The sequence below is a fragment of the Streptomyces sp. NBC_00091 genome, from assembly GCF_026343185.1.
In the GTDB taxonomy this organism is placed as follows: domain Bacteria; phylum Actinomycetota; class Actinomycetes; order Streptomycetales; family Streptomycetaceae; genus Streptomyces.
Window position 1 is genome coordinate 377,159 of sequence record NZ_JAPEMA010000001.1, and the last position, 16,581, is coordinate 393,739.

Consider the following 16,581-nt stretch of genomic DNA (forward strand, 5'->3'; position numbering starts at 1 on the left):
CAAGCGTTAACTTCGCGGGCGCTGGAAGCGGCGGGTTCACCCGGAAGGGGACCGGTCAGACGGTCTTGATCGCCGGGTCGGAGACGCTCGGGGCGCCCGTTTCCACGTGGCCGGCGAAGCGGCGCAGGAAGGTGGTGTCGGCGTCGGAGACCACCGTGACGTCGTACCAGCGGCCCGAGGCGCGCAGGTCGACGGTGTGGGAGACCGTGGCGCCCGGGTTGACCCGGAAGGTCTGGGCGGCGCCGCCGTAGGTGTTGGTCACCGTGAGGTTCACCGCGGCCGTGCCTCCGTTGGTGAGGGTCAAAGCCAGGTTGCCGGTGGCGTCCGCGTGGCGGGCCGTGACCTCGGGGCCGGCCTTCTTCGCCGGGCCCTTCCAGGTGCGCAGGAAGCCGTTGGGGCCCCAGACGGTGAGGTCGATCTTGTTGCCGGTGGAGCTGTAGGTGCTCCAGGTGTCCGAGAGGGTCTTGCCCGCCTCGACCGTGTAGGGCCAGGGGCCGTCCGTGCGGTTGCCCGAGGTGCTGTGGAAGTGGGCGCCGAGCTTCGGGCCGGAGGAGAAGGTGAGCGTGAACTTGCCGGTGGAGGTGGTGCGGGCGCCGTCCACGTACGGGCTGTAGCCCAGCGCGCGGGTCGGCTTGGAGCCGGCCTCCTGCTTGGGCAGGGTGCCGGTCGCCGGCGGGGTGGGGTGGTAGGAAGGGTGGCGGTCCTTGTCCGGCGGGACGTAGCCGGCCGTCGACGGCAGGGCGGCGGGCGCGGCGTCCGCCGCGGTGAAGTCGAAGGCCGAGGTCAGGTCGCCGCAGACCGCGCGGCGCCACGGCGAGATGTTGGGCTCCTGCACCCCGAAGCGCTTCTCCATGAAGCGGATCACGGAGGTGTGGTCGAAGGTCTCGGAGCAGACGTAGCCGCCCTTGCTCCACGGGGAGACCACGATCATCGGCACGCGCGGGCCGAGCCCGTACGGGCCCGCCGCGTAGCCGGCGACGCCACCGGTGTAGAGGTCGCGGGTCACGTCGGCCGTGGACAGGCCCCAGGCCGAGGAGGTGGGCGGGTACGGCGGGACGACGTGGTCGAAGAAGCCGTCGTTCTCGTCGTAGGTAATGAAGAGGGCGGTCTTCGCCCACACTTCCGGATTCGCGGTCAGCGCGTCCAGGACCTGGGAGATGTACCAGGCACCGAAGTTGGTCGGCCAGTTCGAGTGCTCGCTGAAGGCCTCCGGGGCGGCGATCCAGGAGATCTGGGGCAGCGAGCCGTTCACCACGTCCGCGCGCAGCTTGTCGAAGTAGCCCTCGCCCGCCTTGACGTTCGTGCCCGTGCGGGCCTTCTCGTACAGGGGACTGCCCGGCTGGGCGTTGCGGTAGGTGTTGAAGTACAGGAGCGAGTTGTCGCCGTAGTTGCCGCGGAAGGCGTCGTTGATCCAGCCCCAGGAGCCCGCCGCGTTCAGGCCGTCGCCGATGTCCTGGTAGACCTTCCAGGAGACGCCGGCCGACTCCAGGCGCTCGGGGTAGGTCTTCCAGCCGTAGCCGGCCTCCTGGTTGCCGAGGACCGGGCCGCCGCCGGTGCCGTCGTTGCCCGTGTGGCCCGTCCACATGTAGTAGCGGTTGGGGTCGGTGGCGCCGATGAAGGAGCAGTGGTAGGCGTCGCACACGGTGAAGGCGTCGGCGAGGGCGTAGTGGAACGGGATGTCGTTCCGGGTCATGTACGACATGGTGGTGGCGGTCTTCGCCGGGACCCACTTGTCGTACTTGCCGTTGTTGTACGCCTGGTGGCCGCCGGCCCAGTCGTGGTTCAGGCCCTCCAGGAACTGCATCCCGAGGTCCGCCACCTGGGGGTGGAAGGGGAGGATGTCCTTCGTGCCGTTGGACTGGTGGAAGACCGACTTGCCGTTGTCCTGGAGCACCGGCCGCGGGTCACCGAAGCCGCGGACACCCTTCATGGCACCGAAGTAGTGGTCGAAGGAACGATTCTCCTGCATCAGGACGACGATGTGTTCGATGTCCTGGATCGTCCCGGTGCTGCCCTGCGCCGGAATGGCGGCGGCCCGCGCGATGCTCTCGTTCAGCATCGCGATGGCGGCGGTGCCGCCGGCGATCTGGAGGAACCTGCGGCGGTTCAGTTCTGCCATGGTGTGACGACCTCTGCGGGTGAGGGGGGAGTCGAGGGGCGCCCCAAGAACAGCGGTCCCGGGGTACCGGACGGAAATCCCCGTCTGACGTCGGGCCGTACAGCGGGCGAACGGAAGCCCCTCCCCGCCCTGGTCTCGCCCTGGGCGGACAGAACTCCCGAACGGCCCGCACATCTGCTGGAATGGCCCCACACACTGCAACGGGGGGCGCAGAACGTATGGCGGGGACCGGGTTCGAACATGCCGTGCGCTCCGCTGCCGGTACGGTACGGGCAACCACGCCCCGCACAACAGCCCCTGACGATGCATCAGTCCGGCTTCGCGGTACGGGGATCCGGGCGGGGGGCGGCGCGTGAACCTCCCCCAGCTGCACTACACCGGCGGGCCCGGGGGCTCCGGATTCATCTCCGTCACCCCGGGGGTGAGCGGGGCGCTGCTGCGCGAGGCGGAGCCGCTCGTCCGCTACGAGCCGCCCCCGCAGGCGCCGCCCGCCGGCTTCCCGGAGGCGCTGTCCCTGAGCGTGCTCCGCGACGGCAGCCGGCTGCTGGCGCGTTCCGTGCGCACCGGCTCCGGCTTCCACGCGCACGCCGTGCACCTGCCGGAGCCCGCCGGTGCCGGGGCGGCCCGGGGTGCCCTGCCGATCACCGCCTGGGGTTCCGCGCAGTGGGCGGAGCGGAGCCCGGCGGGCGGGCCGCCCCCGCCGCTGGAGCGGGTGCCGGCTCCGGGGCCGCACGACCGGGCGGCGCTGGCCGCCTTCGTCGCCGCCCGGGGGCCGTGGCTGGCGGGGTTCTTCGCCGATGTGCGCCGGGTCGTGGAGGACCCGGACGCGCCGCGGATCCTGCTGGTGGAGGAGGACAGCGCGGCGGTGGCCCGCTGGGTGATGCTGGCGTGCGGTGTGCTGCCGCACGAGCGGGGACAGTGGCTCAGCTTCACCACGTACGCCCGGCGGCCGCTGCTCGCCCCGCAGCGGCTGGTCGGGGTGCTGCCCGGGGAGGAGCCGGGGCGGGGGGAGCGCTGGCGGGTCTACGGGGCCGGGGGCGCGTCCGCCGCCGGGGACTGCGGGGACCTGTGGGCGCGGACGGCCTCGGCGGTCTGGCTGGCGGCGCGGCCCGAGCTGTTCGCGCAGGTCCGCCGGCTGCCCGCGGAGCCGTATGCGGCCGGCCCGCTGGCCTCGCTGGCGCTGGCCGCCGGGATCCCCCTGGAACCGGCGGCCCGGGAGGCGGCGGCCGAGTGGGCCACCGCCGAGGGGGCCACCGCCGGGTGGACCGCCGCCGGGTGGACCGCCGCCGAGGAGGCCACCGCCGGGAGGGCCACCGCCGAGGGGGCCCGCGCCGGGAGGGCCACCGCCGAGGGGGCCCGCGCCGGGAGGGCCACCCCCGAGGGGGCCCGCGCCGAGGGGGCCACCACTGAGGGGGCCACCGCCGAGGGGGCCACCACTGAGGGGGCCACCGCCGAGGGGGCCACCACTGAGGGGGCCACCACTGAGGGGGCCACCGCCGGGCACGCGGACGCGCCGCCGGACGGCGTACGGCTTCCGGCGCGGACGCCGGATCCGGCGAGCGGGGTGGGGGCTGCGGTGGCCGCCGGGCCGCCGGAAGACCCGGCCGCCGGGGCATCGGCGCGGCCCGGGGAAACCGCGCCCGGGGCCCGGGCGGGGGCGGGCCCCGAGGGCGGTGGCGGCGCTCCGCTCCCGGAGGTGGCGCGGAGGCTGGCCCTCGCCCTGCTCACCGACCCGGAGCGGGCGTACGGGGAGCAGGCGCGGGAGGCCCTGGCGCGGCTGCCGGTGCTGCGGGCCCTCGTACTCGACCGGCTGGACGCGCTCGCGGCGGGCGATCCGGCCGCCGGGGCCCGGCTGTTCGCCCGGACCGGGCTGCGGCTGACGGCGGCGGAGGCGCTGCCGCACCTGCGGATGTGCGCGCGGGCGGCGGAGGTCGTGGGGGCGCGGGCGGACCGGGTCGTCGCGCTGGACACCCTGCTGCGGGAGGCGGGGGTATCGCTGTACGCGGAGCCGCTGCTGCTGCGCACCGCGATGCGGCTGGTGTGGGGCGGGCAGCCCCCGGAGGCGGAGGAGGCCGGGCTGGTGCTGGCGACGACGGGCGCCGCCGTGCACCGTGACGCCGGCACCTGGGAGCTGCTCGCGCGGGCCGCCGTCCGGGCCCCGGCCGGGGACACGGCGGCGCCGGACCTCGCCGCGGAGCTGCTGCGGCACTTCGCGGCGGAGCTGCCGGAGCGGCTGCGCCCCTCGCTGCTGCTGCTGGAGCTGGCCCGGGACCTGCGCGCGGGCGGCCCGGGCGGAGACGGGGTCCGCCGGGCCCTGGAGCTGAGCGCCCTGTCCCCGGAGCCGGGCGCTCGGGAGGCGGCCTACGCGGCGGTGGCCGAGCGGCTGCTCGCGGAGGACGGACCCGACGGGGCCGGGCTGCGGGCACTGGCCGGGAGCGAGGACGCCGACCTGCTGGCCGCGTACCGCCAAGCCGCGCGCGGCGGCGAGGTGGCGGAGCGGCTGCGGCGCTCGCCGCGCTACCTCGCCACCTGCTTCGCCGCCTGGTCGGCGCAGCCGGAGGAACAGGCGCAGGCACAGCCGCAGCCCCAGGCAAGCGGCGCGTTGTGGCGGGAGACCCGTACGGAGCTGCTCGAGGGGGTGCTCCGGCCGCTCGTGCGGGGGCTGCCGCCCGACCGGGTGGCGGCGGCCGGGCGGGAGCTGGCGCGCCTCGACGGCCGGCTGGCCCGGGAGTTCCGCGCCTGGCGGCGCCCGCCCCGCTCCGCCCGGCTGCGCGCCGCCCTCCTGGCCCTCAGCCGGCGAGCAGGGCGCTGATCTGCTGGGCGAGGGCCAGGCCGCCGCTGCCCGCGCCCAGGCCGAGGGTGATGGTCTCCAGGCAGCGCCGGATCAGCCCGGGTTCGGGGGCGCGGCGCTCCTGGCCGGCCTGTTCCAGTTCGCCGCGCAGGGTCTGCGCGGCGTCGATGCGGTCCTGGGCGGCGCCCTCGCTGCGCAGCCACCCGGCGAGTTCGGCGGCCAGCCGCAGGACCCGGGCGGCGTCGTCCTCCTGCTGCCCGATGTTGATGACGCCGCCGTCGCCGTAGTTCCCGGGGCCGTTGATGTTCCCGTGGAAGTGGTACGTGCCCATCGGGGCTCCTCGTCCGGTGTCGTGGGTGCGTGGAGGGCTCAGGACTTGGCGGGGGCCGGGGGCGGGGCGCCGCCCCCGGCGGCCGGGGAGGGTCCGGGGCTGCCGGCCATGCTCACCGTGCCGCCGGCCCCGAAGTTGCCCGGCCCGTTGATGGGCCCCTGGAAGGTGTAGCTGTGGTGGTTGATGACCCGCTGGGCCTTCTCGAAGGAGCTGGTGTCGACGTTGTGGGCCTTCAGGAACCGCTCGGTGGCGGTGAGCACGCCCTGCTGGAGGCGCTGGAGGAAGTCCACGGCGTCCGTCTGCTCGGAGAACCCCATGCGCTCCCAGTCGCCGGCCCGCTCGCGGATGCCGCCGGTCGCCCCGTAGTCGAACTCGATGTGCCGTCTGCCGATGACCCAGCGCCAGTACCGCAGCCGGGCCCACCGCAGCCCTCTCTCCCAGCCCCTGCGCAGCAGCCTGGCCGGCGCCTTGCACAGGGCGGGCAGGAACCGCCGTGTGGTGAAGGCGACCAGGGTCCACCAGCGGCCGAAGGGGTCCAGCCGGAGCTTGCGCGCCTCCTCGAAGCCGGACCGCAGGGGCGGGATGACGTAGGCGGCCACCTCCCAGGTGAGGCTGGGGTGCTGGAGCCGGGCCCGCAGGTGCATGGAGACGATGACCCGGCCGCCCTCACCGGCCCGCTCCAGGCACAGGTACGTCCGCATGCCCGCGCCGGGCCGGGTCAGCCCCGCCCGGAGCATCTCCGGCGGGACGACGGGGCGCGGCCTGGCCAGCGGGTCGGGCAGCAGTGTCTGGCCCGCGTACAGGACGCGGGTGCCGAGCACGTACATACGGTCCTGGGTGCGCAGCCCTTCCAGGCCGGCGATGTTGCCCATCTGCTCGGCGACGAAGCCGTGCAGGTCGACCACGTCGAAGGGGATGATGTCCGGTGCCTCCCCGCCGGAGGGGTTCGCGGCGGGGGTGCTGACGTCGATGGGCTGCCAGACCCGCTCCTGGAAGGCCCTGCCGCTGCCGACGAACGGGCTGTCCTGCTCCGCCCCCTCGTGGTACGGGATCGCGTTGGCGCGTTCCTGCTCGCGCAGCGCGGCCTCGACGGCCGGGCCGAGCGGCGGGGCCAGCTCGCCGGGCGCCGCCTCGTCCCGGATCACCCGCAAGGCCAGCGTCCGCGCCCTGTGTTCGGCGGCCAGCACCAGCACCCAGGCGGCGAGGAGCCCGCCCACGATCGCGAACCGGGACCAGACCAGCAGCTCGGGCCGGTGGCCGACGCTCCCGTAGACGCGCAGGAAGATGCCGCCTGCCACGGCCGCGAGCAGCCCCGTGAGCAGTGCGTCCTTCAGGTCGGCGCGGCTCGCCGCCGCGCGGGCGTGCCGGGCCACCGCCACGAGGTCGACGCCGAGCGAGGGGCCGAGCGCCTCCAGCCGGTCCTCGATGAGTTCGACGGCCGTTTCGCGGGCGAAGTCCTCGTCCAGGTGTGCGGCCGCGCTCAGCAGCCGGTTGGTCGCGTCGTCCCCGTACGTGACGAGTCCGGGTAAGCCTCTGCCGTCCGCCATCTTCCGCCTCCCCCGTGGTGGTCGACCCACGATACGGAAAGCCGTGCGCGGTGTCCCGGGGTACGACGGCCCCGTGTCCGGGTGGAAGCGCGGATTTCCTCCTGAGCATCCCCACAAGGGAACTGAGCATCCGTACTCAGGCCCGGGCGGGGCCGGATCGTCATCGTTGGGGGCATGACGTTTCAGCCATGTGATCCCCGGCCGCGCGTCGGCATAACCGCCGTCGGCAGCCTGTTGCCCGAGGACGTGCTGTCCTCCGACGACCTCCAGCGGGAGGTGGCCCGGCGCAGTGGTCTGACGCTGCCCGCGCGGCTCCTGACACAGGCCACCGGGATCGTCTCGCGCCGGGTCGCGGGCCCCGGGGTGTACGCCTCCACGCTCGCGGTGGGCGCGGCCCGCCGGGCGCTGGACTCGGCCGGGCTCGGCCCGCTCGACGTGGACCTGCTGGTCTTCGCCTCCGCCTCCCGGGACATGGTCGAGCCCGCCACCGCGCACATCGTGCAGGCGGAACTCGGCTCCAGGGCCCACGCCGTGGACGTGACGAACGCCTGCAACAGCTTCGTCAACGGGATCGACCTCGCGCGCAGCGCGATCCTCGCGGGGCGGGCCCGCCGGGCGCTCGTGGTCACCGGGGAGACCCCGAGCCGGGCGGTGCGCAGGGCGCCCGCCGATTTCGCGGAGTTCCGCAGCGGTTTCGCCGGCTACACCTTCGGCGACGCGGGCGCGGCCGTGCTCCTGGAGGCGGTGGAGCGCGGCGGGATCCTGGACGTGGACAGTGAGACGCATTCGGAGCACTGGGAGGTCGGGGGGATCCCGGGCGGCGGGTCGCGGTACCCGCGCGGGGACGCGTACACGTATTTCCAGGGTGACGGGCACGAGCTGCGCGGGGTCTTCGAGAAGGTGGGCACGGCGGTCATAGACCGGACCCTGCACCGGACGGGCATGGGCTGGGACGGCTTCGCGAAGGTGCTGGTGCACCAGGTGACGGTGCCGTACCTGGAGCGGTTCGCGGAGCTGACCGGGGTGCCGGCGGACAAGCTGGTGGTCACGGTGCCCGAGCTGGGCAATGTGGCGAGCGCGAGCATCGGGGTGCAGCTGGAGCGGGTCTTCCCGGAACTGGCCGCCGGTGAACGGGTGTTGTTCGTCGGGCTGGGCGGGGGCATCAGCATCATGACGATGGTCTGGGAGAAGTCATGAGTACGCGGATGTGGGTGGTGGTGCCCGCGCACGAGGAGGAGGCGCGGCTCGGCGGCACCCTGCGGGCGCTGGCCGCGCAGCGGGACCGGGACTTCACGCTGCTGGTCGTGGACAACGCCTCGGCGGACAACACGGCCGGGATCGCACGGGAGTTCGCGGCGGGCGCGCCCTTCCCGGTGGAGGTGATCGAGGAGCCGGAGAAGGGGGTCGGCTCGGCGGTGGACACCGGTTTCCGGTACGCGATCGCGCGGGGCGCGACCCTGCTGGCCCGTACGGACGCCGACTGCCTGCCCGGGCCCGGTTGGGCGGGGGCGGCGCGGGCCGCGCTGCTGGGCCGGCCCGGTCTGGTGTGCGGGCGGATCACGGCGCGCCGCGACGAGCACGGGCCGCTGGGCCGGGCCGCCTTCACCGCACTGGTGGCGCTGGCCGCCCTGTTCGGGCGGCTGCGGCCCGAGCACTCCCGCCGGCACGGTTTCCGGGCGCCGTACCGGATGCACGCGGGGAACAACATGGCCATCACCGCCGAGCTGTACCTGGCCGTCGGCGGGATGCCCCGGCGGCCCTCGCCGACGGACCGGCTCTTCCTGAACGCGGTACGCCGCCACACCGACCGGATCAGCCGCTGCCGGGGCATGGTCGTGGAGAACTCCACGCGCCGGCTGCGCGCGTACGGCCTCGCCGGAACCGCCCGCTGGTACCTCGACCAGGGCAGCGGCACACACGGAACGGACGACCCCCGCTGATGCTGGACCGACTCGACCACGCGCTGCGCACCCGCCCCGAGCGGCCCGCCGTGCTCTCGGCCACCCGTACGGGCGCCACCCGGGTACGCGCCACCCGGGGTGAACTCGCCGGACTGGCCGACGCGTTCGCCGCCGCGCTGCACGCGCGCGGGCTGCGCGCCGGGGACACCGTCGGGGTCGCCGTACGGCCCGGGCCGCGCGCGCTGGCGGTGCTGCTCGCGCTGTGGCGGCTCGGGCTGCGCGGCGCGGTGCTGGACCCCGGGGCCGGGGCCGAGGTGCTGCGGGCCCGGCTCGCGCTGGCGCGGCCCGCGCTGGTGCTGGCCGACGCCGCCGCGCAGGCGGTGGCGGGGTGGGCCCGGCCGCTGGCCCGGCGGGCGGCGCTGGAGCTGCCGGAGCTGGCCGCGCTGGGTCCGGTGGCCACCGTCGGGCCCCGGCTGCCGGGGTGCGCGCCCGCGCTGGACCTGGGGGCGCCGCGGGCGGGGGTGCCCGCCGGGGGCGAGGGGTACGAGGGGGATGGCGACGCGGTGATCGTGTTCACCTCCGGGACCACCTCGCGGCCCCGGGCCGTGGTGCACACCCGGGCGGGGCTGGCCGCGGGGATGGAGACGGTGTCGGCGCTGTTCGACGCCTGTGCCGAAGGGCCCGTGCTGGGCGGCACCTTCTTCGTGCTGGTGCCCTCGCTGACGCGCGGGGCGCCGGTCGCGCTGCCGGCCCGCTCCCCCGCCGTGCTGGCCCGCCAGCTGGCCCGGCTGCGGCCCCGGGACAGCTACCTGACCCCGCCGCAGCTGCGGGACGCGCTCGGCGCGGGGGCCAGGTTCGGGGGCCGGGTGTGGACGGGTTCGGCTCCGGCGAGCGCCGCCCTGCTGGGCCGGGTCCGGGAGGCGGGCGCGGAGCAGGCGTGGGGGGTGTACGCGCTGACGGAGCTGTTCCCGGCCGCGGCGGTGGAGTCCCGGGAGAAGGCGGCCTTCGACGGGGCCGGGGACCTGGTCGGCGCCCCGCTGCCCGGGGTGCGGACCGCCCTGGACGCGGACGGGCAGCTGCTGCTGGCCGGGCCCGCGGCCCGGGACCGCTACCTGGGGGAGGCGCCCGATCCGTGGGTGGCCACCGGGGACCGGGCGAGCCTGGACGGCGCGGGCCGGATCGTGCTGGAGGGCCGCTGCAAGGACATGGTGCTGCGCAGGGCGGAGAACATCTACCCGGGTCTGTACGAGCCGGCCCTGCACGTGCCGGGGGTGGAGCTGGGCGTGCTCGTCGGGGTTCCGGCGGGCGACGGGGACGAGCGTCTGGTGGCGGTGGTCCAGCCGCAGCCCGGTGTCCCCGAACCAGCCCTGCGGGCCGCGCTGTCGGAGCCGCTGCGGCGGATGGGCACGGCCCGCCCGGACGCGCTGCTGTTCGCGCGGATCCCGCTGTCGGGGCGCTCGCGCAAACCGGACCGCGCGGCGGTGTCGGCGCTGGCGGCCCGCCGCCTCGGCGCCCCGCCCGGCAGCACGTACAGCACCACTTCGATCAGGGAGGTACCGGCCCGATGAGCGGTCACACCAGGGCGCGCCGGCGCGACCGCAGGGTCTACCTGCGCAGCCACCCGCTGCTGTTCGGGCTGCTCGCCGCCACGCGCGGGCGGGCGGTACGCCGGATCGGGGGCACGGTGCTGGTGCACGACGCGGAGGCCTACCGGGAGGCGCTGACCGGGCTGCCGCTGGACCGTACGGCCGCGGGGACGACCGGCGGCGCCGCGCGGGAGGCGCTCGGCGGCGGCGGGGGCGTGCTGTTCGACCAGGAGGGCGGCGGGCACCGGGCCGGCCGGCGCTCGCTCGCGGAGGGGCTCGGGGCGGCCGGGGTCGAGCGGCTGCGCGCGGTGTGGCAGCCGCTGCTGGTACGGGGGCTCGCGCCGCTGGGCCGGGGTGCGGAGGTGGACGTGGTGGAACTGGCGCGGGAGCTGGCCGGGTCGGTGGCGGGCGCCCTGCTGGAGTGCGGGGCCGGGCCGGCGGAGCTGGCGGAGGCGGCCGCGCAGGCCGCGGCGGCCTCGGTGCGCAGCCACCTGCCGGGCCCGCCGAGGCCCGGGGCGGCGGCGCGGGCGGCCGGGGCGGCGGAGCGGCTCCAGGGGCTGCTGGGCGGCGGGGACGCCCTGGACGCGATGGTGGCGGTGGCCGCGGTGAACACCACCGTGGCGGCCCTGCCCCGGGCCGTCGCCTGGTGCGCGGACGCCGGGCTGTGGGAGCAGGCCGCGGACGGGGGGCTGCGGCCCCGGCTGGTGGAGGAGCTGCTGCGGGTCACGGCGGCCTCGCCGGTGCTGCCCCGGGTCGCGGCGGGGGCGGGGACGGTCGGGGGCTGTCCGGTGCGCGGCGGGGACCGGCTGCTGCTGGTGGCCCGGCACGCGGCCGGGGCGCACCGGCGTGACCCCGACGGCCGGGATCCGGCCGGGCCGGGGGTGGCGCGGCTGGTGTTCGGGGCGGGGCCGCACGTCTGCCCGGGGGCCCGGCTGGCCACCGCGCTGCTGGCCGACGTCCTCGAGGGGCTGGCCGGGTACCGGCCGGTGGTGGCGCGGGCCCGGGTGGACCGGGGGGCGGCGCTGCCGGGGTGGCGCGTGCTGAGGGTGAGGGCGGGCGCGTGAGGATCGCGGTGACGGGGGCGAGCGGGTTCTGCGGCGGGCAGGTGGCGCGGGCCGCCGCCGCGGGCGGGGCGTCGGTGGTGTGCGTGGGCCGCAGGCCGGGGCCGGTGGGGGAACACCGGTTCTGGGACGCGGCGCGCGGGGAGCCGGATCTGGCGGGGGCCGACTTCGTGGTGCACTGCGCGGCGGCCGTGGGCGATCCGGCCCCGGGCTCGCGGGCGGAGGCGGCGATGCGCGCGGTCAACGTGGACGGTACGGCGCGGCTGCTGCGGGCCGCGGCCGGGCGGCCGGTGGTGTGGGTGAGCAGCGCCAGCGTGTACGACCCGCGCCGGGGGCGGGAGCGGGTCACCGAGGACCATCCGCGCGCGGGCCAGCTGAACGCGTACGGCCGTACCAAGGCGGCGGGTGAGGCCCTGGCGCTGGCGGGCGGTGCGGTGGTGCTGCGGCCGAGGGCGGTCTACGGGCCGGGCGACACCCAGCTGTTGCCGCGGCTGCTGTCCCGGGTGCGGGCGGGGACCCTGCTGCTGCCGGGTCCGGACGTGCCGCTGAGCCTGACGGCGGTGGAGAACCTGGCGGAGGCCTGCCTGGCGGCGCCGGGCTGGCCCCCGGGCGCGTACAACGTGGCGGACGCGGCCCCGTACGGCCGGGACGCGGCGATCGCCGCGGTGCTGCGGGCGCACGGGGTGCGGGCCCGGATCCGGCACCTGCCGCTCCCGGTGGCGGGCGCCGCGGCGCGGGCGGCGCAGTCGCTGGCCCGGCTCACCGGCTCCGAGCCGGCCCTCAGCCCCTACGCGGTGGACCAGCTGGCGCACCCGGTGGTGCTGGACGTGACCAGGGCCCGGTCGCGGGGCTGGACCCCGCGCCGGACCCTGGCGGACCACCTGCGCGAACTGCGCGGCTAGGGGGTGTCCTGCGCGGTGTCCTCCGCCTTGACGATCAGTGTGTCGAGGAGGGCGAGCAGGGCGCCCCGTACGTCCTCGCGGGAGCGGGCGTCGAGCATGAGGATCGGGGTGCGTTCGTCTCGGAGGCGCAGCGCGGCGCGGATCTCCTCGGCGGTGTAGTGCTGCTCGCCGTGGAAGCAGTTCGCGCCGACGACGAAGGGCAGGCCCCGGCTCTCGAAGAAGTCGACGGCCGGGAAACTGCGGTCGAGGCGGCGGGTGTCGACCAGGACGATCGCCCCGAGGGCCCCGTTGAGCAGGTCGTCCCACATGAACCAGAAGCGCTCCTGGCCGGGCGTGCCGAACAGGTAGAGGACGACTCCGGCGTCGGTGAGGGTGATCCGTCCGAAGTCCATCGCCACGGTGGTGACCGTCTTGGACTCGATGCCGTCGAGGTCGTCGACGCCGACGCCCGCGCTCGTCAGCCGCTCCTCGGTGCGCAGCGGCTCGATCTCGGAGATCGTCTCCACCAGGGTGGTCTTGCCGACCCCGAACCCCCCGGCGATGAGGATCTTGACCGGGGCCGCTGCCGGGGCAGGGGCGGGGGTGTCATATGCGGGCAAGGTTGTCCCTGATTCTCATGAGCAGGTGGACATTGGTGGTCTCGGCCCCCTCCAGGGGAGGCCGGTGGTGGATCAGCCCGCGGTCCGCGAGTTCGCCGAGGAGCAGCGTCATCGGGGTGAGGCGGATGTGCGTGCGCGCCGCGATCTCGGCGACCGCCAGGCCGCCCGCTCCGGCGCACAGGGCGAGGACGGCCTGCCATTCCGTGGGCAGGCCGGCGTGGTCGTCCGTCGCGGCCGCCGCCGTGATGGTGGTGTCCATGGTGAGGACCGTGTGCGGGGTGGCCGTACGCCCGTCGGTCAGGGCGTACAGCCGTGTCCGGCGCCGTCCGGCCTGCCCCGCGCGCTGCGGCTCGTCGGGCATTACGACGACGGCGTCTGTGTGCGTCCGGGGGTTCCCAGCCACTCGCCGAGCGCCTGGGCGGTGCGGACGGCCTCGCCGCCCAGCTCTCCGAGGCGGGCCCGGCGGGAGGTCACCACGATGAGGGTGCTGCCCTCGCCGCACCCGACGATGCAGAGGTAGCTGTCGTCCATCTCGACCAGCTGGCGGATGACCCGGCCGCCGTCGATCTCCCTGGAGATCGCCTTCATCGTGGCGGCGATGCCGGAGGACGCGGCGGCTATGCGTTCGGCGCGGTCCCGTTCGAGGAGGTAGGCGCTGAGCTTGATCCCGTCGTTGGACAGGAGCACGGCTCCCTGGATGCCTGCGATCCGGCTCAGGTTGTTGTCCAGGACGCTGTAGATCGCGTCATTGGTCGCGGTGTTCGGTGAGGTCGTCATCTCTGATCCTGTCGGAGCTCTTCTTCCACGGTCTGGGTCCCTCGTTCGTAGTCCGCCCAGGCGTCGGCCACCTCTTCGGGGGTGGCGGTGTCCTGGGCGGCGACGCCCTGCTCCGCGCGCGGTGCGCGCAGCTGCTCGGCTATGTGGGTGTGCGGGACGCGCTCGGGGAGGGCGGGCCGTGCGCCGGTGTCCCGGGTCGTGGTCCCCGCCTGCGGGGCGGCGGGGGGTGCCGGGCGTTCGCGCGGCCCGTCGGGCATCGGGCGGGCCGGCAGCCCGGCGCTGGTGTGCAGTACCAGCTCGGGGGCGCGGGCGTCGGAGGGGCGCGGTGCGGGGGGCTCGGACGGGAGCGGCTCGCGCTCGGGTTCCCGTACGGTCGCCACCAGCAGCTCCTGGGGGAGGATCACCACGGCGGACGTCCCTCCGTACACGGAGCGGCGCAGCGTGACCGCGGCCTCGAGCTGGTCGGCGAGGTGGCCGACCACGAAGAGGCCCAGCCGGTGGGCGTTCTGCGCGAGGACGGAGTAGGGCGGGGCCGAGTGGAGGCGTGCGTTCATCTCCTCGTAGCTCGCGGGGGTGACCCGCGGCCCGCGGTCCTCGATCTCGACCGACAGCCCGTCGGCGACGAGTTCGGCGCGGATGACCACCTTGGACCTCGGCGGGGAGAAGCGGGCGGCGTTGTCGAGCAGCTCGGCCAGCAGGTGGCTGATCTGGCTGATCGCGTGCGGTTCCACGCTGATCTCGTCCAGGGCCTGGCGTTCGATCCGGCGGAAGTCCTCGACCTCCGCGGCGGCTTCGCGCAGCAGGTCGGCGACGCGCATGGGCTCGGTGTGCGGGTCGGGGACCTCGCCGCCGGCCAGGATGAGGAGGTTCTCGATCTGGCGGCGCATGCCCACGGTCAGCTGGTCGGACCGCATCAGCTGGGCGAGGAGGGCCTCGTCGTGGCCGAAGGTGTCCTGGATGTCCTCGGTGAGGTTCAGCTGGCGGCTGACGAGGTTTCCGGTGCGCGAGGCGATGCCCGCGGCGAACATGCCGAATCCGTGGCGCTCGGCGGCGAGCTGCCGGTGTCCGTCGACGGACACGGCGACGACCCGCGCGAAGGCGTCGTCGATGCGGCTCACCTCGTCCCGGCCGCCGCGTACGGCCGGCAGCGCGTCGGCGTCGACGGACTGTCCGCGCTGGAGCCGGGCCACGACGTCCGGCAGCGTCTTCTCGGCGATGGCCACGGTGCGTTCGTGCAGGCCCCGCAGGCGGCGCAGCACCGACCTGGTGGTGAGTACGACGATGGCCACGACGACCAGCAGCCCGGCGCCGCTCGACCCGATCAGCCAGGCGACTTCGGTCTGCAGCTGCGCGGCCTCGGCCTCGCCGCGCGTGAGGACCTCCCGGGCCCGGTCGACGTTGAGCGTGGCCGTCTGGACCGAGACGTTCTCGTACGCGGAGCGCCAGCCGCCCACTTCGGCGGGCAGCCTGATGCCGGATTCGGTGTCCGTGTGGTCGGAGACGATCGCGTTCTCGATACGGATCTTCGTCTGCCAGTCGCGGGAGGCGGTGATCCGCTCGTAGAAGCGCCGGTCCCGCTCGGACAGGTACGGCGCGATCCACGTCTCGTGCAGGTAGCGGTGGGCTCCCACGGCTTTGACGAACTGGTCGTAGGCGGCGTCGTTCAGTTCCCGGGACGGCCCGGCCAGGGCCAGGAGCGCGTCCTCGCGGGCCACCATCTCGGTGGCCGAGAGCATGGGCACCACGGGGCGGCTCACCTGGGCGAGTTCGAGGTCCTCGGCGTGGCTGAACTCCTGCTGGTAGACCTGGATGATCGCTTCGACCACCCCGGTGTAGTAGCCGAGCGTGCCGTCGGCGCCGCCGCTGCGGGCATCCGCGCGCCGGCGGTACTCGGCGAGGCCGTCGAGGCGTCGGTTCACCTCCCCGAAGGACTGGGCCGCACCGGCCGTCAGCCCGCGGAAATCGGTCCCGGCCCGGTCCGTGGCCTGCCGCCGGACCCTCAGCTCCTCCTCGGCCCCGGCCGTGCCCGCCCACCGCGCGGCGGTCAGCGCGCGTTCGGCCTGTATGTCGACCATCAGGGTGTACAGCGGTGCGCCGAACCGCTCGGCGGCCGCGACATCGGCCCGCAGGTGCTGGGACTGTGCCAGCAAGCGCTGAGCGGTCACGGCCACTTGGGTGCTCATCGCGGCGATGGGGACCACGGCCAGCCAGATCAGCAGCGTACGCAGGCGTACGCTGCGCCGGCGACGCGGCGTCGACGGCCCTGGCGGGCCTTCGGGTTCTATGGGAGACATCGGTCCTCGGGGGCGGAGGCAGGAGTCGGGGACATGCCAACTGTCGGACCGGGCGCAGCCCTGGGGAGGGGCTGGGGGGACGGCCGTTCCGGCTTCGGCGGGATGTGCAGGCCGATCATAACCAGCCATCCCAGAGAAGCGGACAGATTGATTCCGGCCACGGCACATGCTAGGCCCTGTCGTCGAAGCGCCCGGAAACGCGAACGGCCCGGGCGGATGCCCGGGCCGTTCGGCGGAGCAGGCCTCCGCAGGCGCGTCCCCCTCAGCCCTCGGCCGGGGTGAGCCGCAGGGAGATGCTGTTGATGCAGTACCGCTGGTCGGTGGGGGTCGGGTAACCCTCACCCTCGAACACGTGCCCGAGGTGGGAGCCGCACTTCGCGCAGAGCACCTCCGTGCGGACCATGCCGTGCGAGACGTCCGCCTTCAGCTCGACCGCGTCGGAGTCCTTCGGGTCGAAGAAGGACGGCCAGCCGCAGTGCGACTCGAACTTCTCCGAGGAGCGGAAGAGCTCGGAGCCACAGCCGCGGCAGGAGTAGACGCCCTCCGTCTTGGTGTCGGTGTACTCACCGCGGAAGGCGGGCTCGGTGCCGGCGAGGCGCAGCACCTGGTACTCGGACGGACTCAGCTCGGCCTGCCACTGCTCGTCCGTCTTCTGGACCTCGTACGCCATGAC

14 protein-coding genes are annotated in these 16,581 nt (G+C 75.3%); 6 read left to right on the forward strand and 8 right to left on the reverse strand.

Going from position 1 to position 16,581, the window contains the following annotated elements:
* Positions 1-55 precede the first annotated feature (55 nt).
* Complete coding sequence (locus tag OOK34_RS01635; protein ID WP_267032066.1) at positions 56-2,119, reverse strand: phosphocholine-specific phospholipase C; 2,064 nt, start codon at positions 2,117-2,119, stop codon at positions 56-58.
* A 352-nt stretch (positions 2,120-2,471) separates the two neighbouring features.
* Between OOK34_RS01635 and OOK34_RS01640 the strand changes: the two genes are divergently transcribed.
* Complete coding sequence (locus OOK34_RS01640) at positions 2,472-4,931, forward strand: GTPase-associated protein 1-related protein (RefSeq protein ID WP_267032067.1); 2,460 nt, start codon at positions 2,472-2,474, stop codon at positions 4,929-4,931.
* Here OOK34_RS01640 and OOK34_RS01645 read toward each other — a convergent pair.
* Complete coding sequence (locus tag OOK34_RS01645; protein ID WP_267032068.1) at positions 4,909-5,241, reverse strand: hypothetical protein; 333 nt, start codon at positions 5,239-5,241, stop codon at positions 4,909-4,911. The genes OOK34_RS01640 and OOK34_RS01645 overlap by 23 nt on opposite strands.
* 38 nt (positions 5,242-5,279) lie before the next feature.
* Positions 5,280-6,788: a hypothetical protein gene (locus OOK34_RS01650; RefSeq protein ID WP_267032069.1), complete on the reverse strand. Its 1,509-nt coding sequence runs from the start codon at positions 6,786-6,788 to the stop codon at positions 5,280-5,282.
* 174 nt (positions 6,789-6,962) lie between these two features.
* Between OOK34_RS01650 and OOK34_RS01655 the strand changes: the two genes are divergently transcribed.
* Genes OOK34_RS01655 through OOK34_RS01675 form a run of 5 tightly spaced genes read left to right on the forward strand, consistent with a single transcriptional unit; the run spans position 6,963 to position 12,238 of the window.
* Positions 6,963-7,985: a 3-oxoacyl-ACP synthase III family protein gene (locus tag OOK34_RS01655; RefSeq protein WP_267032070.1), complete on the forward strand. Its 1,023-nt coding sequence runs from the start codon at positions 6,963-6,965 to the stop codon at positions 7,983-7,985.
* Complete coding sequence (locus OOK34_RS01660) at positions 7,982-8,728, forward strand: glycosyltransferase family 2 protein (protein ID WP_267032071.1); 747 nt, start codon at positions 7,982-7,984, stop codon at positions 8,726-8,728. The genes OOK34_RS01655 and OOK34_RS01660 overlap by 4 nt, the downstream gene beginning before the upstream one ends.
* Positions 8,728-10,257, forward strand: a complete 1,530-nt coding sequence (locus tag OOK34_RS01665; protein ID WP_267032072.1) for a class I adenylate-forming enzyme family protein — start codon at positions 8,728-8,730, stop codon at positions 10,255-10,257. Before OOK34_RS01660 ends, OOK34_RS01665 begins: the two co-directional genes overlap by 1 nt.
* Positions 10,254-11,339 (forward strand): cytochrome P450, encoded by a 1,086-nt coding sequence (locus OOK34_RS01670; protein WP_267032073.1) that lies wholly within the window; start codon positions 10,254-10,256, stop codon positions 11,337-11,339. The genes OOK34_RS01665 and OOK34_RS01670 overlap by 4 nt, the downstream gene beginning before the upstream one ends.
* Positions 11,336-12,238 carry an NAD(P)-dependent oxidoreductase gene (locus OOK34_RS01675; protein ID WP_267032074.1) on the forward strand — a complete coding sequence of 301 codons (903 nt, stop codon included), beginning with the start codon at positions 11,336-11,338 and terminating at the stop codon, positions 12,236-12,238. The genes OOK34_RS01670 and OOK34_RS01675 overlap by 4 nt, the downstream gene beginning before the upstream one ends.
* Here OOK34_RS01675 and OOK34_RS01680 read toward each other — a convergent pair.
* From OOK34_RS01680 to msrB, 5 genes are all read right to left on the reverse strand, one after another.
* The gene (locus tag OOK34_RS01680; protein WP_267032075.1) at positions 12,235-12,837 is read right to left on the reverse strand and encodes an ATP/GTP-binding protein; all 603 of its coding nucleotides are present in this window, start codon (positions 12,835-12,837) and stop codon (positions 12,235-12,237) included. The two genes, OOK34_RS01675 and OOK34_RS01680, sit on opposite strands and share 4 nt — an antisense overlap.
* Positions 12,824-13,198, reverse strand: a complete 375-nt coding sequence (locus OOK34_RS01685) for a DUF742 domain-containing protein (protein WP_267032076.1) — start codon at positions 13,196-13,198, stop codon at positions 12,824-12,826. The genes OOK34_RS01680 and OOK34_RS01685 overlap by 14 nt, the downstream gene beginning before the upstream one ends.
* Positions 13,198-13,614 carry a roadblock/LC7 domain-containing protein gene (locus OOK34_RS01690; RefSeq protein ID WP_267032077.1) on the reverse strand — a complete coding sequence of 139 codons (417 nt, stop codon included), beginning with the start codon at positions 13,612-13,614 and terminating at the stop codon, positions 13,198-13,200. The genes OOK34_RS01685 and OOK34_RS01690 overlap by 1 nt, the downstream gene beginning before the upstream one ends.
* A complete protein-coding gene (locus OOK34_RS01695) occupies positions 13,611-15,908 on the reverse strand; it encodes a nitrate- and nitrite sensing domain-containing protein (RefSeq protein WP_267032078.1) in 2,298 nt (765 codons plus the stop codon). Before OOK34_RS01695 ends, OOK34_RS01690 begins: the two co-directional genes overlap by 4 nt.
* Positions 15,909-16,170: 262 nt before the next feature.
* Positions 16,171-16,578 (reverse strand): peptide-methionine (R)-S-oxide reductase MsrB, encoded by a 408-nt coding sequence (msrB, locus tag OOK34_RS01700; protein ID WP_267032079.1) that lies wholly within the window; start codon positions 16,576-16,578, stop codon positions 16,171-16,173.
* Positions 16,579-16,581 lie beyond the last annotated feature (3 nt).

Excerpts from the sequence above, each read along its gene's own strand:
- OOK34_RS01635 (WP_267032066.1), bottom strand. The coding sequence starts at position 2,119 with ATGGCAGAACTGAACCGCCGCAGGTTCCTCCAGATCGCCGGCGGCACC.
- OOK34_RS01650 (WP_267032069.1), bottom strand. The coding sequence starts at position 6,788 with ATGGCGGACGGCAGAGGCTTACCCGGACTCGTCACGTACGGGGACGAC.
- OOK34_RS01645 (WP_267032068.1), bottom strand. The coding sequence starts at position 5,241 with ATGGGCACGTACCACTTCCACGGGAACATCAACGGCCCCGGGAACTAC.
- OOK34_RS01685 (WP_267032076.1), bottom strand. The coding sequence starts at position 13,198 with ATGCCCGACGAGCCGCAGCGCGCGGGGCAGGCCGGACGGCGCCGGACA.
- OOK34_RS01655 (WP_267032070.1), top strand. The coding sequence starts at position 6,963 with ATGACGTTTCAGCCATGTGATCCCCGGCCGCGCGTCGGCATAACCGCC.
- OOK34_RS01670 (WP_267032073.1), top strand. The coding sequence starts at position 10,254 with ATGAGCGGTCACACCAGGGCGCGCCGGCGCGACCGCAGGGTCTACCTG.
- OOK34_RS01660 (WP_267032071.1), top strand. The coding sequence starts at position 7,982 with ATGAGTACGCGGATGTGGGTGGTGGTGCCCGCGCACGAGGAGGAGGCG.
- msrB (WP_267032079.1), bottom strand. The coding sequence starts at position 16,578 with ATGGCGTACGAGGTCCAGAAGACGGACGAGCAGTGGCAGGCCGAGCTG.
- OOK34_RS01690 (WP_267032077.1), bottom strand. The coding sequence starts at position 13,614 with ATGACGACCTCACCGAACACCGCGACCAATGACGCGATCTACAGCGTC.
- OOK34_RS01665 (WP_267032072.1), top strand. The coding sequence starts at position 8,728 with ATGCTGGACCGACTCGACCACGCGCTGCGCACCCGCCCCGAGCGGCCC.
- OOK34_RS01695 (WP_267032078.1), bottom strand. The coding sequence starts at position 15,908 with ATGTCTCCCATAGAACCCGAAGGCCCGCCAGGGCCGTCGACGCCGCGT.